We start from the raw sequence: 16,389 nt of genomic DNA on the forward strand, positions 1-16,389 counted from the left end.
GAAAGGTTCTATAACAACGTGAAAAAAACGCCTGAAGGCACAAGATAAAGTGCTTTCAGGCGCAAAAGTTACATGATGATGGAATGACAGGCTTCGCGTTGAAACTTACTTACGAAGCAGGCGGGTCTTATGGGCATAGATAATCGCTTTGTCCGCGAGAAATGCCGCGTAGAGCAGCAGGAAGACCGCATAGGGAAATCCGGTGCCGTCCAGGCTCGGAACCAACCATTCGGCGGCAATAAAATACAGCAGCGTCAGAAGCACCGGGAGCTGCCGTTTCAGATGGTATTTCCAAACCGACCAGATGACGCCGGCAGTCCCGGCAAACAGCATGAGGAGACGGACGGCGTCCAATGCGGATTGCACAACCTTTCTGGCCTCCTCGTTTCCGATCGCTGCCGCATATTTGGAGGTGCGGCCGGCATATATGCTCCGGAAGAGATGAACCAAAGGGTTGCCTTCGATGTATCTCGATTCCAGCCACAGCGAGGCAAGGTTCCACGGACCGGACATATACATCAAACGATTGAAAAGCGGGATGTTCAGCCACCATGGAGATAAGATGAGCAAATAACCTGCGCTAATAAGAAGGAGCCCGCCGGTTACGATTTTGATCGGACTGCGGTACTTGATCCAAAAGGCAATGAACAATACCGGATACAGCAGCGCTTGAAGGTTGTAACAAGCCATAAGCGCTGTAAGCGCGCCGGCAGCTGCGTACCAGCCAGCCTGCTTCAATTCAAGCGCTCCGATGACGGCGCAGACCAGAAGAAGCATTAAGGTTTGCATGGTCGTATCCGGCAGGATTAGCCGGACTGCACCGTAGGCCGGCCAGAACAGAGCGTAGATCATGCATGACAGAAAAGCGATTCGCGTATTAAACATGTAGCGGGACAGTACGAAAACCAAGTATACGGAAAATGCATGGAAGACGCATTGAAGGAGCTGGTAGGCAATCAGGGCGGCATCCATGCTTCCGAATAAGGCGGTAAGTCCGGCAATCATAAGCGGCACACCGGGCATGACGCTGGAAGCATGGTCTTCCAGGTCTCCACCGGGGTGGCTGATCATGGCCGCACTTTGGATATATCGTTCTTCGATCACGCTGCTTATGCTCGGGGAACGTTCATGAAGACCGGTAAGAACCAGCAGACATGACATAACCAGAACCGCTGCAATCAGTATCAGCAGCATCCTTCGCTGCACACGGTTTAACGTCCATATGGAAAACAAAGGGTCCACTCCACTCTTTATATAATCTCTAGGTTTAAATCCGCATTCATCCTCTTCTATATTAAAGAAAAAACGGTGAAATAAAAAGGCTCCGCCAAAACGGAGCCCATAAGTGCAAGTTACGCTGCAGTGACAAGGTCAGTCCCTCTTTTAAAAGCCGCTGTGATACTTATCATTACTGGATGAACGCTTCTTTGACGTCCCGTCCCGCTGCTTCTCTTCCTGGCGCTCCAGTCTGGCGTCTTCCATCGGAATCGGGTCCACATGCTGTTCGCTCTCATGTTGATCGAACAGGCTTTCTTGTTCCGTCGGGTATTGTTCAGGGTGATCCATGTTGCCGGGACCGTTGTGAAGCGGGAGATCCTTTTTCTTGTCAGTCACCGTTTCTCACCTCATTTATCGTTGTGATACTACCTTTATACCTTATTTGGGGAAGTATCAAACATGTAGAGGTAATAATAGGAGGGGCATCGGTCTCTTTAAGACGTCTCCGAACCGGCTGCAGGCTGCTGCTGCGCTTCTGCTTTGAGTCTTAAATAACGAATAAACAGCTCAACAAGCTCCGGATCGAATTGCGTGCCTGAGCAGCGGAGCAATTCCTCAATTCCCTCCTCGAAGGTTTTCGTTTTTTGGTAAGGTCGTTCCGTTGTCATCGCGTCAAAGGAATCGATAATGGTCAGCATCCGGCACAGTTTGGGGATTTGGCTGCCCTTGAAGCCGTGCGGATATCCCCCGCCATCGTATCTTTCATGGTGTAATTCAATATAAGGAACCAGTTCCTTGAACTTCTCGTTCGTTTCCGCGATGCGTTTACCCCAGCTGACATGCCGTTTGACGGTTTCCCATTCACCGGCCGTGAGCTTGTCCCGTTTGTTCAAGATCCCCCAAGGAATCTCAAGCTTGCCGATATCGTGAATGAGTGCACCGAGTACGAAATTGCGTCGTTCCACACTATCAAGCCCGAGCACTTCGCTGATGTCCATGGCATAGCGGAATACCCGTTTGGAGTGTTTGAACGTATCCACATCTTTATACAAGAACAGCTTCAGCTGCTGCTCAATATCGCGGACGTCCTCCGCGAAGTCGATCTCGGATTCTTTTTCGGCGCCGCTCCCGTATACGTGCACATTATTCTTGCCCTGCTTCTTGGCATAGTACAGCGCCTGATCGGCAAGCTCGACGAGCTGTGACTTGTCATGGATGTCAATCCGATAGGACGCAACGCCGGCAGAGAAGGAGAGGCACCCGGATGGGAATATCTCAACGCCGTCAAAATAGGTATCGTTCAATTTTTTGCGGAGCCTGTTAATGAAGGAACGTGCTTTGTTGTCATCGTAACCCGGCATTAGAATCGTGAATTCCTCACCGCCGAAACGAGAGGCCACCACTTCAGCCGTTTCGGATTCCACCTTGAGGTAATTGCCGAGAAATCCGAGCAGCATGTCCCCTTTCAGGTGACCGAATTGATCGTTGTATTTCTTGAAATCATCGATATCGATCATGGCCAGCGACAATGGCGTCTCATTGGCCTTGGCTTTCTTGATCTCGTCCTCCAGTAAACTTTCGAAATAACTGTGATTATACAGGCTCGTCCGTTGATCCTTGATTGCTTTTTCCTGTACCTGTTTATACATTGTGAAGAGCTGTTTGAAAGAATAGGACAGCATCACGCTGAGTCCTATAAACAAGGTTAGTCCGAACACGCCGTTATGTACGATGAGTATGGAGAGAACCAGCGAAAGAATGAGCGTACTAAGGTATACAAGCAGTGTATCTTTTATGAAGGTTTTCAAAATATCATATAACGATCCTTTGTATAGAAGGTAATAGTAGAAACCGACAAGGAATACGTTGATAACAAAATAAACAACCAACGCTGCAAGATACGCACCAAATTGATCATTGTGAATAGGGCCAGCTTGTCCGCCTGCCATTTTGAAAATGAAGGAGGACCCGACGATCATCACGGTATACACAGAGAAATTAACAAAATGCTTCCAGAAGGGGATTTTTCTGTCGTACAGCGCCATGGTAAGGGAGACAAACAGGATGACAGACAGCGCAAACGGTGCTCCATATATAAAGATACACGCCAGGTAAACAGAGGAATCCATAGACTGTAAATTACCCTCTGGCGGCAGCTGGAAGGTGAAGTAATTTAAGATGAGGGCGGCGCCTAACATCGCATAGACCCATACCCACTGTGAAGGAGTATAATGGAAAATCTCCCCTTGTTGCACCAACAGGAAGGTTGAACAGCCCAGAAGAGAAAGAAAAACAAAATACAGCTGTCCCGCTAAGTCTCGAGAGAATCTAGGACGCTTTAATATGGACATAAATGATTTCTCCTCAATAAAATCAATGGTGTATTCTCCACATTTTAAGGTATATTGCGATGCAAAACAACGAAAAAGATATAAAAAAACAGGCTGAATTTTCCAGCCTGTTTTTATGGAAGTCTATTATCCGAATCTGTAACCGGAAGTCAGAGCGACAACAACAGAAGCAACGATGATCGCATTCAATACGATGCGGGAATACTTGATTTTATCAGTTTTCTTCACAGTTCTCCCTCCTTTCCAGGTGGCATGATGTATGATTAATTTTGCGGTTCCACACGTTCATTGGTATCGGATTTGGTTCCTAATGTTTGCACGTTGGCGGTATTCTTCCCCACGGTCATGAGATTTAGAATGTAGAGAAATATGCCGAAGTTCATGATAATATCTCCGATACTGATAACCTGTGTTCTTGGGTACGGCGGGGATAATGGTATAATGTCTCCCAGGAACGGCAGGCGGGTAGAGGCGTCCATCAGATAGTGCTTGGTAGTAGCTGTGGCATCCACTAGCATGTCCATATAAACAGGATCCAGCACGGAAGCTGCACCCATGGAAACGGGCATTCTGCCACCGTTCACTGCCATGACAAGGAAATTCAGAAAGACACCTGCCAAGATGCTGCCAAAACCTTTCTGATCCCGGTTCATCCAGAGAAAGATCATGCCGGCAACGTAGATGAACATAAAGACGTAGCCGCTTGCGGCTGCCAACCAATCAGAGTTCACTTGAAAGCGGAATATGAGCAGCTGCACAATCAGGAGTATGGGGAAGATTAAGCCGCCCTTCAGACGAATCTTACTGAATTGCTGCAGTCCATGACGGAGTCCGCCACGTATCAGCCCGACAATTAACCCGAGTATAATGCCGTCAAATACCATGATAGAATTCCTACTTTCATAGTTCATTATCTCTGTTATTAAGATAGTTCGACAGCAAATTGGTAATTCCTTCAACAAAAATCAAATTTTATAAAAAAACTTAGGAAGTATGATAAAAAGCTTGTCCCTTCCTGTATGAATCTAATGAATTATGTACATTATAACAGATTAAAAGGATAAATCTTCCTACTTTTTTCGTGTTTCTGTTGCAGAAAGAAGCAAATTCTTGAGCTTTACATACTTATGGGGGGTATAGTAAGGTTGAATGGTACAACATTATTATGATAGGAGGACGACAGCATGAAACAAGTGACATTGACAGTGGAAGGCATGTCCTGCAACCATTGCGTGAACTCGGTGGAAGGCGCACTGAAGAATGCGGGAGCTTCCGGTAAAGTCGATCTTGCATCCAATACAGTGGCTATCGAATACGACGAAAACAAGGTCAGCCTTGAAGCATTAAAAGAAGCGATTGAAGAGCAAGGCTACGATATCGTGTCCTAACGAACATTCCCTGGAATAATCCAAGGCCATGAGCTTTGGCTAAAATAGGAGCCGGCTGCTGAAGGCGATCGACAGCAAGCCGGCTTTTTTGCGCGGTGTCACCTATCGCGTGAACTTGCACTGCCCAAGCCGAAGTTTCATAATAGATGGAACAATGCTTTCAGCCTAAGGAGTGGATACCCCGATGAATGATACCATATCGCTTCTGATGAACCATCGATCGATTCGTAAATATTCGGATCGACCCGTGTCAGAGGAGCAGCTTAGGACCGTTGTGGCAGCAGGTCAGATGGCATCAACCTCAAGCAACGTCCAGGCATACAGCGTAATTGCCGTTACCTCTCAAGAGAAGAAGCAGCGGTTGGCCGCTTTAGCGGGAAATCAGTCGTATATTGTGGAATGCCCGGTATTTCTGGTGTGGTGCGCGGATCTGTATCGTTTGAAAAAAAGCGCAGAGGCGCACGTGGTTGATCAAGAGACGTATGAAGATTCGACCGAGAATTTCATCGTGGCGACGGTGGATGCCGCTTTGGCTGCGCAAAATGCCGCGATAGCCGCGGAATCGCTTGGTCTTGGCATCGTGTATATAGGTGGGGTCCGCAACTCCATTGCTGAGTTCTCCGAGGCTTTGGAGCTCCCGGATTTGGTCTATCCGGTATTTGGCATGTGCCTGGGTTACCCGGATCAGGAGCCGGGGCTTCGTCCTCGGCTTCCGGTGGAGGCTGTTCTGCACCGCGACAGCTACAATCGTGCGGCTGTAGAAGAAGTGAAGAACTACGATCGAACCTCTTCCGAATACTTGTCCCTGCGTACCCATGGCAAAAACAACACACCGTGGTCGGCGCTTATGGCTAAACGCCTGGCAGAGCCGGTAAGGCTGCACATGAAGGACTTCCTGAAGGGGAAGGGGTTCATGGGGCGTTAGACATGAATAGAGAAAGCGGGTACAGCGCTCTCGAGATACGTGCTGCGAACCTGCAGACCCCGATCATCATGCTGATACGGCTGCTCTCGTGGGGAATACTACGGGGCGCGGCTCTAGGAACTAAACTCGGCCTCGAAACTAGGCCGGCCCCGAAACTAGGCCTTGCATGAACCCAAGCCTAGTTCGGAACCAAGCCCGACCTCGGACCCCATCCCACGCCAGCCGGCGTCGGAACCAAGCCCCGCCTCGGATCCCATCCCCCGCCAGCCGGCGTCGGAACCAAGCCCCGCCTCGGACCCCATCCCACATCAGCCAGCCACGAACCCAAGCCTGGCTGATGTGGGATTGGTGGCGTAGGAGGCGAGCAGTGCACCGCAAGTTTAACCGTAGCTTCCAAGCCGCAAGCCGGAATGAGTCACGGCCCGGGATTAGCAGTATCGGACCCCATCCCACGCCAGCCGGCCTCGAACCCAAACCTGACTGATGTGGGATTGGTGGCGTAGGAGGCGAGCAGTGCACCGCAAGTTTAACCGTAGCTTCCAAGCCGCAAGCCGGAACGAGTTGCAGTACGGCGATAGCAGTATCGGACCTCAGATCCGTTATTTGCGCTATGGGCTCGTTTTTGCAGGATCTATCGGACACACGTTCCGTTAAGTAGCATATAATCCGAAACATGAGAGCCTTATTCGGGGAATAACGGACCTCTTGTCCGCCACCATTCGAGAAATGGTGCTTTTGGCCAAAATAAGGTCCGCTGAGTCCGCAAAAATGTGCAACTATTTTATACATCGTGCGCACTGCTCCCTGTGCGCACGATGCGTGGTTCGGAGCATGCTTGGATGACTCGTCGGCGCTAATCGTGCCGCCATGTACGACGCTTGAACGTAAGTCATAGCTCATAAAAAAGGGGCTGTCCCAAAAGGTCGTGAAATACGGACCTGGGGACAGCCCTTTTTTCAGCGGTCTTCTTTTATATGGAGATTACTGATCAGGATGACATGCCGATTTATTTGCCAATGCCCTGCTGACGGTATTGTCCGGGCGTAATCCCTTCAAGCTTCTTGAACATACGATTGAAGTAGGGAGGCTGATATCCGGCGGCCTCCGCAATCTCGTGAATGCGAAGATCGGTGGTCAGCAGCAATTCTTTGCAGCGGTTCATGCGCACGGTTGTCAGATAGTCTATATAATTCGTGCCCGTCATCTGCTTGAACGCTTTGCTCAGCTGGGATACACTGACGCCGGCTTCCATGGCCATGGCATCCAGGGACAAATCCTGCATCCCGTTTTGCTCGATTTGCTCCAGCACGTTTTCGACCAGCGATTTCATGGAGCTGTTGAAGTTCTTTGTTAACTGATCGAGGTAGGGTTCGATAATTTCTTTCTGAAACCAGGTCACGCAGGCCTTCGGATCCCGAAGCAGGGACAGCTCTTCCTGCAGATTAGAGAAATTGTACACCTGATATGGATTTAAGCCAGCCTGCAGCATAGACCGGTGAACGCTTGTGATTAACCGCATGAGGCCATGGTGGACATGCCACTCCGAGCCTCCCCCGGCCTGAAGCGCCGTTACGAAGCGGCTTAGGGAACGCAGCGCATCCCCCTGAAGACCAAGATTCAAGGTATGAATGAAATCCTGCTCCAATTCCAGCGGAAAATCGATCCAGTCGTTTTTCTGGGAAAGCACGGTTTCCGCTTCCAGCAGCTGACTGCCTGCGTCGAAGGACCGGTAATGCAGCGCCCGCTTGGCCTGTTCGAGAATATGGGGAACATCGGTCCAGCTTGAGCTTGGTCCGCCCAATACGATGGTTGCCGACATGCGGAGCGTATCGCGCAACGCCCGCATGATCTGATCGCACAGCTCCTTCATCAAACGCGATTGTTCATCGGCTTGATGGGAAGCCGGAACGATCAAGATGACGCCGAAGGAGCCGTCGAAGAAGTTAATGGGATGTATATATGCGCTTATGTCCTCTGCCAGCTCCTGGATCACGTTCAGCGCGGCATACGTGAGAAGATGCTGATCGTTTTCCGTCAGAGGTGTCCGATCCTCCCCGTGGGTATGCTGCTGAAGCACGATGGCCGAGAACTGTTTATGGGTAATGTCAAGATCCATCTCCTGCAGCTTGAGCACATATTCGGACTCCGTCAGGTGGGCGGCTTGTCCGCTCAAGAATTGATTGATATAAGCCTCTCTGATCGCGGGCAGGGACCGCTGCCATTGGCTCTGAAGCGTATCGTGCGAGAACCGGTACTGCTTCCACTCGTGTTCGATATAATCAAGCTCATTGTATCTCGAGCTCGGTTTGGCCTGATCGCCGCCAATCATATTTAGCATCTTGCTTATAGGACGATACATGCTCTTAGAGGCAAACCAGCTTACAGCCAGTGATGCCGCAAGCGCAAAAGCAAAGCAAATCAGGATGATATGAGTATACGGCTTCGTTGGAGCAATGATTTTCGATTGCGGCGTGCCGGAAACATAGGTCCAACTTTGCTGCATTTTTTCGAATTGAACGGTATTCACCAGCAATACATCCTGGTCGACCGGAACCTTCAATCGCAGATGATTCGCACTCCGGGCATTCTCCGGTAGCTTCAGCTGTTCCTGAATCGCGCTCATCGCCTTCGGCATGCTGCGGCTCATCCCCGACTCTCCGATGACGTGACCATGGTCGTCCAGCAGGAACGAGAGATTCTCGCTATTGCGAATGACGTGCAGCTTCGACGGATCAATATAGATGACGATCGCGCCGTAGGGCGTATGACCGTTGAAGGGAAGTCGCATGACAAGCGCGTGAGAGGATTTATCCTTGTTAAAAGGCCGCTCCAGGTCGTGGACCCAGAACATATCCGTATCTCCTTCCATGAGCCTGTTGAAGTTTAACGCATCCAGTTCCTGATCCAGCGTCCGCAGGCCGAGATCAGGCTCCATGATTTTATTTTGCTTTTTGATATAGAGATAGACCTGATCCACAAGGGGATCGGCATTCTCCACCAGGTTCAGAGTATTGAACAGCTCGTTTGTCTCCTCGATATTCGATACAAAGTCCATATCAGACAACGAAGGCTTGAAATGGGGCTTCACCACCATATTGAGGGCGTAGTGGACCAATTGGGTGAATTGCTCGTCTACTTGTCGCGCAGCGTCAACCAAGGCTTCTTCGTTCCGCTGCTGATATTGGTTAATCATATGCTGGTTGCCCACATAAAGGTAAACGGCCGTTATGGCCGAGATGGGGAGGCATGTTAACAAAACGGCAAGCGCGATGCTTCTCCAATACATAATACCTTTGAAAACGGATTCAGGATTCTGTTGCCTCATTACTTTAACCCCCTGTTGGCATAGACAAATCAAACTTGATCGAAGCGAGCCGGTAAAATGATTACATACTATCATAGCGAATGAGTGGATGAGTTGAAAAGATCATATCTTCCTAATCGAGTTCGAGTCAACGCTACCGATTAACCGAATCGGACGTTCATTTGCCGTGGAAAAAAAGTGCAATACAAGGAAACGAAAGGTTCCACAATGCCGTAGAGACCGAGCTTTCCCTGTGCCGTGCATCGAATGGGAGGGGGGTTGGAGCCGACGGAAAAAAAGTGGAATTGCAGGGAATTCTGCAACCGTTTACATTAGGACTACATTCCGTGAACGGTATGTTGAACGAGATGACAAGGCTGAAAGTGAGGGAGTATAGATGAAAGCACAAGAAACCGTTCAGTCGGCAAAAGGAAGCGGGGGCCCCCCCATTCCCGTGAAATCCAAAACGAAGTGGGGGAGGATATGGTCGGATGTTGTGCGCGACAAGTATTTGTACGTGCTGGCCTTGCCGGGTCTGATCTTTTTTATCATTTTCAAATATATTCCGATTACGAATCTCGTGATTGCCTTCCAGGAGTATTCACCATACTTTGGAGTGCTCGGAAGCCCTTGGGTAGGATTCGAGCATTTCACCCGGTTCTTCTCCAACGATGATTTCTGGATGCTGCTGCGCAATACGCTGGCGATCAGCTTTCTGAGCTTGATTTTCTTTTTCCCGGCACCGATCATTTTAGCTTTGATGCTGAATGAAGTGCGAAATTCCTTCTATAAGAGGACCATTCAGTCTCTGGTGTATATCCCCCATTTTTTATCCTGGGTATTGATCTATGGCCTTACGTACCTTATGTTCTCGCAATCGGAGGGCTTGTTTAATAAGTGGCTCATCTCGATGGATTGGGAGACGATCGATATTCTCTCCAACCCCAACTACTTCTGGGGGATGCTGACGGGACAATCCATCTGGAAGGAAGTCGGGTGGGGAACCATCATCTTTCTCGCGGCCATCGCCGGTGTGGACCCGCAGTTATATGAAGCAGCCGTCATGGACGGCGCGGGCCGTATGAGACGGATGTGGCATATTACCCTGCCCGCGATGCGCAACGTGATCTTGATTCTGTTGATCCTCCGTCTGGGAACGATTCTGGATACGGGATTCGAACAGATATATCTGATGATGAATGCACCTGTTACCAATGTAGCTGAAGTGTTCGATACCTATGTATACCGGGTGGGGATTCGGCAGGGAGAGTTCAGTTACAGTACGGCTATCGGATTGTTCAAATCGATTGTCGGCGTCATTCTGGTGGTTACGGCCAACCGGCTGGCGAGGCGTTACGGTCAAGAAAGCTTGTACTAAAGGATGGGTGAAGACAAGGAGGAGTAAAGCATGCATGAGAAAGGATGGAAAACCAGGCTGTTCGGTCTTGTGAATAACGGACTGCTGCTGATCATCGGTTTGGCAACGATATTTCCGATTTATTATACCGTTATTTTGTCGTTTACCGATCCGGTGGAGTATTATCAACGAAGCCTGATATTATGGCCGCGGGTTTGGACGCTGGATGCTTATAAGCATTTACTCTCCAACGGACTGTTTGTCACCTCGATTTCCGTGAGTGTGTTCCTGGCTACGGTCGGCACGCTGCTCAGTCTGCTCGTTACCGGGGGCTTGGCTTATGCGGTGTCCCGCAAACGTCTGCGGTTTCGCAAGGCAATCATGATTATGATCCTAATCACCTTTCTCTTCACACCGGGATTGGTGCCGCTGTATTTGGTGGTTCGTAATGTGGGACTCATTGACAGCATCTGGTCGCTTATCCTGCCGAGCTTGACCAGCGCATGGTATGTGCTGCTCATGAAGGGATTTTTCGACAGCATTCCGGAAAGTCTGGAGGAAGCCGCGATGATTGACGGTTCGAATGATATCGGCGTATTCTGGAGAATTATTTTGCCTCTGTCGCTGCCGGCGCTGGTCGCTTTCGGATTGTTCTTTGCGGTTGGTTATTGGAATACGTATTTCAACGCACTGATGTTTATTAACGACCAGAAGATGTGGCCGCTGCAAGTATTGCTGCAAAATATGCTTGTGGATCCAACGACGATGGGATCCGGAAGCGGCGGCGGATTCGCCTTCCAAGTGAATCGTCCCGTTCCAACGGAAACGTTGAAGATGGCGGCGGTCGTTATTGCAACCGTGCCGATCATGTTAGTGTATCCATTCCTGCAGAAGCACTTCGCCAAAGGAGCGATGGTAGGCTCTGTCAAGGAATGAATCGATATACGGTTTATCTGACATCATGATCAGTCAGGAGAGAGGTATCATTATAAGGGAGGTCTAATGATGAAAAGAATGGAAACCAAGCCGGGCAAGTCATTTTTAAAAATGTCGGGGGTGCTGCTCTTGGCAAGCTCGCTCTTGCTTAGCGCATGCGGCAGCCGTAACGGAAGTGCACCGAGCGACAACGGAGGCGGAACAGACAGCAGTGAACCTACAAGTATTACGATACAGACCCTGAATTATGCCACCGAATTCATAGACAACACCAATGCACTATGGAAAGAGCTTGAGAAACGCACCAATACCAAGCTGAATATTACGTGGCTGTCGCCGTCCACGGCCGAAGAGAAGATCAATGTCATGCTTGCATCCGGCGATCTTCCAGAGGTTACTTTCGTGGAGACGTTGCAGAACCCGCAGCTGCAGAAAATGCTGAAGCAGGGGGTTTTCTGGGATCTGACACCGTTTCTTAAAGACTATCCGAATTTGAACCGCGAAGAATTGAAGGAAATGTGGGAAATCACCAAGGTGGATGGCAAGAACATCGTCATTCCTCGTTATTATCCTAGCTATGGCGGCGGAGTGTTCCCGATGATCCGCAAGGACTGGCTGGATGCCCTTCAGCTGGAAACGCCCAAAACGCTGGATGAGTTCCATAACGTGTTAAAGGCTTTTAAGGAACAGGATCCGAATGGTAATGGACAGGCGGATGAGATCCCGTATGCCGCTAATCCGAGCGCACTCGCCTATATTTATAATATATTTAATGAAACGCAAGGGTCCTGGAAGCTTCAACCCGATAATACCCTGACTCCGATTATGACGTCGGACGAGTCTAGGGAGGCCATGCTGTGGATCAAAAAAGCATATGATGAGGGCTTGTTCCCCAAAGCCTTCGCTATCATGAAGTTCTCGCAGGTAATGGATACGATGCGAAGCGCCAAGGCAGGGGTAGGGGGCATGTCCATGAACCATGCCTGGGTGACCGGCGAAGCCGTGAAGGGCGTTGATCCCAAGGCGGATCTGATGCCGCTTGCTTATTTGGAGAATGCAAACGGGGTGAAGTATACGCCTTCAGGATCGCCGTATTATGGAGTATACCTGATTCCGAAGAAAGTGCCGGAGGCGAAAGTGAAGAAAATCCTCGAGTTTTTCGACTATGGTTATAGTCAAGAAGGCAATGAAATGTTGACCTACGGAATTGAAGGGGTCCATTACAATGTGGAGAACGGGAAGAAGGTTGCAACGCCGCAGGCCGCCGTGGATAAGACGGGTGACGGCAACTTGAACAATATGATTCACCTCGTCAGCGACGATATGGCTATCAGTGCGGTAGGGATGCCGGATGAAGTATATGAGCGGAACGTAGAGATCGTCACAGAGCGCAAGACGGTCAAGGTTCCGAATCCTTCGGGAGAGCTGTATTCGGAAGCCTACAACAAATACTATCCCGAGCTTTCCAAGAAAGTGGAGGATATGCGGGTCATGGTCATCACGGGCAAAGAACCGGTTGAATCGTACGATAAACTGATCGAAACAATCAAGAGTGACCCGAAGATGAAGGAAATTACAGACGAGATGTCAAAGGCATATCAGGAGAAGTATGTTAAATAAGTACGTTAAATAATGGAACCAAAAAACCACAATGCTGCGGTTGGCATTGTGGTTTTTTGGCGTGAATAACAGAAAGAAGCCCCTCCATGTCATATTTCTGATGTCTAATATTAAACATCCTATAATTTTACATTAAAGCATAAAATATTACATGAGGGGAGGATATAAAGTCATGGAAACGAAGGAAGGCATAAAGTTTAATATCGAGCAAGAACGGCATAAACTTCATAAGATGAAGCAGCGGTATCGTGATTTTAATCATCCTAAAGTCCTCAGACAATCGATTGTGCTTGATGAGTTGATTAATCAATATAACCGATTTCTTCTTAAAGAGAACAAGCCGATTGCCTAAGCAACCGACTTGAACTGCATGAAGATTCTTTTTATAGACCGTAAAGTCTCGCGGCATTCTCATATAAAATCCTGCGGGCCTCAAGTATGGACAGCCCCTTAAGCTCAGCCCATGCCGAAGCCACAGAAGCCGTCATCCGAGGATGGGTCATCTGTCCGGTGAACGGACCTTCGAACGGCCAAGGTCCATCGGTTTCGGTCATGACGAGGTGATCCGGATACCTACATGCCATAGCACGAATTTCTTCCTCATAGAGGATGTCGGGCGTAAAGGAAATATAGTATCCGTTGCCCGCCATTCGCTGCAAGGTGTCACGGGAGCCCTTAAACCAATGAAAATGGGCACGAGTGACGCCGTATTTTTCGAGCAGATCACATGCGATATCCGCATCTTCATATACAGCGTGCAGAATGACCGGTTTATGATGCTTCTTAGCAAAAGCTATAAATTGCTCCAACAGATAGGCGTAAGGGCGGTTATCCCAGGGACGGCCTTCCGATTCAGCCTCCAGCCTGGCGTAATAGGGGAGACCCACCTCTCCTACGGCAACCATCTCATCGGCATGCTCTGCCATCCAATCCAGCAGCCCTTCGGTTTCGTCAGAGGAAGGGAGGGGCTGCTCCGGATGATAACCGAAAGCCGGCCGCACCATCAGTCCGTACTGCCTGGCCAGCTCCAGGTTTCGCTTGCAGGAAGTCAGATGCATGGAGACAGAGATGACGGATTGAACCTCATGATGGCGGATGTCCGCGAGAATTGCTTGTTGATCGGATAACGAATAACTGTCCAGATGAATATGAGTGTCGATCAGGGGGGAATTCGCTTCATTCTGCATGAATGATTTCATGGTTACATCTCCTCGCTTGCAAGCTTCCACGAAGCGCTTTGCCCATCATGGATGTATGTATTACGCTGGCCTTCATCGGTCAGCGCTTGTGCTGTTCTTCCCGCATGATGGCGGAAATTTCGGTTTTTAATGCGATGAAGGACGGATCCATCAGGATGTTTTCCCGGCGCGGGCGGGAGAAAGGGACTTCTACCCGTTTCAAGATGGTTCCGGGCCGTGCTGATAGGATATAGATACTGTCCGAGAGGAGCAGCGCCTCCTCGATATGATGGGTAATCATCAGCACCGAACGGCGCGTATCCTCCCAGATATCGAGCAGCCAGCGCTGCATATCGCTGCGCGTTAACGCATCCAATGCACTGAACGGTTCGTCCAGGCACATAACTTCCTGCGGACTCATCAGTGCGCGAAGAAAAGCCGCCCGCTGCTGCATTCCGCCAGAGAGGGTGTGCGGATAGGCCTTTTCGAAGCCGCTGAGTCCGGCGCGTTCCATCCAGCTGCGGGCATGTTCCCTGGCAGCGGCTTTCGAGGTGCCTCTCAGCTCCTCGGGAAGGAGCACATTGTCCTCCACCGTACGCCAAGGGAATAGGGCCGGCTGTTGAGGCATATAGGCGATGCGGCCTTTTTCCCCGGTCACGTCCTGACCGTCCATGAGGACAGAGCCTGCATCCGGAGCTGTTAACCCCCCAATGATATGGAAGAGGGTGCTCTTTCCGCTGCCTGAGGGACCGATTAAGGAGACGAATTCCCCGGGTTGTACTTGAAGCGAAAGGCCATCCAGCACATGCACTTCGCTGCGCCGGTCGCGGAAGGTTTTTCGAAGGGTGCGAACCTCGAGGGCAGGTGCGGTTGAGACCGACGCAGCCGACGGGTCAGCCCCGTCCTGGACCGTCAGGGGTACTTGATGTGTCATATCGACAAATGGCCTCCTATCATATAAGATTCGTTACGTCTATTCACGGAGACTCAACCTTTTCGATTCCAGCGGATGAGCCGCTTCTCCAGCAGAGTGATCAGCAGCACCATCAGCAGGCTGAGCAGGACGATGAACAGGATGGCAACAAACACCCGATCCGTGCGGTAGCCGGATTTTTGCAGCATCATGTAGTAACCGATTCCCCGGTCCGAGCCGATCCATTCCCCGATAACCGCACCCATGACCGAATAGGTGGCCGCAATTCGAATCCCGGAGAAGATGGAGGGAAGGGCATGCGGCAGCTCCAGCTTGCTGAAAATTTGCCAAGAGGTAGCCCCCGCCATCTGCATGTAGTTCATCATGGTTCGGTCAGTACGGGCCAGTCCGTCCAGTGCCGCAACAGCGACGGGGAAGAAGCAGACCAGCGTAATCACGATAACCTTGGGCAGCATGCCGAAGCCGAACCAAATCATGAGAAGCGGGGCTAGGGCGATTGTCGGCACATTCTGGCTAAGAATAAGAAGTGGATAAAGAGCGGTTTTGAGAAAAGGAACCATGTGCAGTGCCAGCGAGATGACTAGGCCGATCGCCGTACCGATCATAAATCCGACCAAGGTTAATTGCAGGGTGGCCGCTGTATGCTGGAAGAGACCGGAAGCTCCGGTAACGGCCTCATGCCCGATGGCCGTCGGCGCAGGCAGAATAAAAGGTTCAATGTCGAATATAGATACTGCGGCCTGCCATACCACCAAAAAGAAGAGGACCGCCACAACGGGCGGCCAAACCGAACTCCACCAGCTTCTCATGGACGGTATTTCTCAGTCAGCTTATCCATGCTGATGCCGCTGGGATGATGAGCGATTTTAACTTGGGATATGATGCTGGGACTTCCCGCATTCACCAGCGCTTCATGCATGCGCTCCACGATCTTGAGCAGCTCGGCGAGCTCACCTTCCATGGTCGTTTCGAGTGCATGAACCTCGTATTTCACGCCTGATTCCTGAATGACCTTAATCGCTTCATCTACATAAGGGATGCTGTCGGCCCCGTTTGGCGTTCTCGGTATCACTTGAATGCTCAAAAGTGTATTCGCCATGTAAACTCATCCTTTCGTGCAAGCTATAATGTATTGGAAGAAAGGCAGCCTTTTGCAAAGGCCGACTTTCTTCTTTTTA

The 16,389-nt window shown here is 50.1% G+C and carries 15 protein-coding genes; 6 read left to right on the forward strand and 9 right to left on the reverse strand.

Annotated elements, in window-relative coordinates; translation table 11 throughout:
• Positions 1-105: 105 nt before the first annotated feature.
• The 4 genes from MKX98_RS03060 to MKX98_RS03075 all read right to left on the reverse strand — a co-directional run bounded on the left by MKX98_RS03060 (position 106) and on the right by MKX98_RS03075 (position 4,453).
• The gene (locus MKX98_RS03060; protein WP_194540694.1) at positions 106-1,233 is read right to left on the reverse strand and encodes a glycosyltransferase family 39 protein; all 1,128 of its coding nucleotides are present in this window, start codon (positions 1,231-1,233) and stop codon (positions 106-108) included.
• Between the two features lie 150 nt (positions 1,234-1,383).
• On the reverse strand, positions 1,384-1,614 hold the full coding sequence (locus tag MKX98_RS03065; protein WP_194540695.1) for a hypothetical protein: 231 nt from the start codon (positions 1,612-1,614) through the stop codon (positions 1,384-1,386).
• 98 nt (positions 1,615-1,712) lie between these two features.
• Positions 1,713-3,569 (reverse strand): diguanylate cyclase, encoded by a 1,857-nt coding sequence (locus MKX98_RS03070; RefSeq protein WP_194540696.1) that lies wholly within the window; start codon positions 3,567-3,569, stop codon positions 1,713-1,715.
• A 263-nt stretch (positions 3,570-3,832) separates the two neighbouring features.
• On the reverse strand, positions 3,833-4,453 hold the full coding sequence (locus MKX98_RS03075) for a DUF5317 domain-containing protein (protein ID WP_194540697.1): 621 nt from the start codon (positions 4,451-4,453) through the stop codon (positions 3,833-3,835).
• 300 nt (positions 4,454-4,753) lie between these two features.
• Here MKX98_RS03075 and MKX98_RS03080 point away from each other — a divergent pair, with 300 nt between their 5' ends.
• A complete protein-coding gene (locus tag MKX98_RS03080) occupies positions 4,754-4,957 on the forward strand; it encodes a cation transporter (protein WP_071222204.1) in 204 nt (67 codons plus the stop codon).
• A 184-nt stretch (positions 4,958-5,141) separates the two neighbouring features.
• Positions 5,142-5,882 carry an oxygen-insensitive NADPH nitroreductase gene (gene nfsA / locus MKX98_RS03085; protein WP_339221400.1) on the forward strand — a complete coding sequence of 247 codons (741 nt, stop codon included), beginning with the start codon at positions 5,142-5,144 and terminating at the stop codon, positions 5,880-5,882.
• 1,006 nt (positions 5,883-6,888) lie between these two features.
• On the opposite strand, the gene MKX98_RS03090 is transcribed toward nfsA, so the two are convergent.
• Complete coding sequence (locus MKX98_RS03090; RefSeq protein ID WP_339221402.1) at positions 6,889-9,207, reverse strand: helix-turn-helix domain-containing protein; 2,319 nt, start codon at positions 9,205-9,207, stop codon at positions 6,889-6,891.
• A gap of 376 nt (positions 9,208-9,583) precedes the next feature.
• Between MKX98_RS03090 and MKX98_RS03095 the strand changes: the two genes are divergently transcribed.
• The 4 genes from MKX98_RS03095 to MKX98_RS03110 all read left to right on the forward strand — a co-directional run bounded on the left by MKX98_RS03095 (position 9,584) and on the right by MKX98_RS03110 (position 13,451).
• Positions 9,584-10,564, forward strand: coding sequence for an ABC transporter permease subunit (locus tag MKX98_RS03095; protein ID WP_194540701.1), 981 nt, complete (start codon positions 9,584-9,586; stop codon positions 10,562-10,564).
• A gap of 30 nt (positions 10,565-10,594) precedes the next feature.
• Positions 10,595-11,479 carry a carbohydrate ABC transporter permease gene (locus MKX98_RS03100; RefSeq protein WP_071222199.1) on the forward strand — a complete coding sequence of 295 codons (885 nt, stop codon included), beginning with the start codon at positions 10,595-10,597 and terminating at the stop codon, positions 11,477-11,479.
• Positions 11,480-11,545: 66 nt separating this feature from the next.
• Complete coding sequence (locus tag MKX98_RS03105; protein WP_339221404.1) at positions 11,546-13,099, forward strand: extracellular solute-binding protein; 1,554 nt, start codon at positions 11,546-11,548, stop codon at positions 13,097-13,099.
• A gap of 172 nt (positions 13,100-13,271) precedes the next feature.
• The gene (locus tag MKX98_RS03110) at positions 13,272-13,451 is read left to right on the forward strand and encodes an aspartyl-phosphate phosphatase Spo0E family protein (protein WP_113059296.1); all 180 of its coding nucleotides are present in this window, start codon (positions 13,272-13,274) and stop codon (positions 13,449-13,451) included.
• Positions 13,452-13,482: 31 nt separating this feature from the next.
• Here MKX98_RS03110 and MKX98_RS03115 read toward each other — a convergent pair whose 3' ends face one another.
• The 4 genes from MKX98_RS03115 to MKX98_RS03130 form a co-directional block, all read right to left on the reverse strand.
• Entirely contained in the window at positions 13,483-14,298 is an 816-nt protein-coding gene (locus MKX98_RS03115) for a TatD family hydrolase (protein WP_194540703.1), read from the reverse strand.
• 79 nt (positions 14,299-14,377) lie between these two features.
• Positions 14,378-15,211: an ABC transporter ATP-binding protein gene (locus MKX98_RS03120; protein ID WP_339221408.1), complete on the reverse strand. Its 834-nt coding sequence runs from the start codon at positions 15,209-15,211 to the stop codon at positions 14,378-14,380.
• A 53-nt stretch (positions 15,212-15,264) separates the two neighbouring features.
• The gene (locus MKX98_RS03125) at positions 15,265-16,020 is read right to left on the reverse strand and encodes an ABC transporter permease (protein WP_339221410.1); all 756 of its coding nucleotides are present in this window, start codon (positions 16,018-16,020) and stop codon (positions 15,265-15,267) included.
• Positions 16,017-16,310, reverse strand: a complete 294-nt coding sequence (locus MKX98_RS03130) for an MTH1187 family thiamine-binding protein (RefSeq protein ID WP_071222195.1) — start codon at positions 16,308-16,310, stop codon at positions 16,017-16,019. Before MKX98_RS03130 ends, MKX98_RS03125 begins: the two co-directional genes overlap by 4 nt.
• Positions 16,311-16,389 lie beyond the last annotated feature (79 nt).

The sequence above is a fragment of the Paenibacillus sp. FSL W7-1332 genome, assembly GCF_037969785.1.
Lineage (GTDB): Bacteria > Bacillota > Bacilli > Paenibacillales > Paenibacillaceae > Paenibacillus_AQ.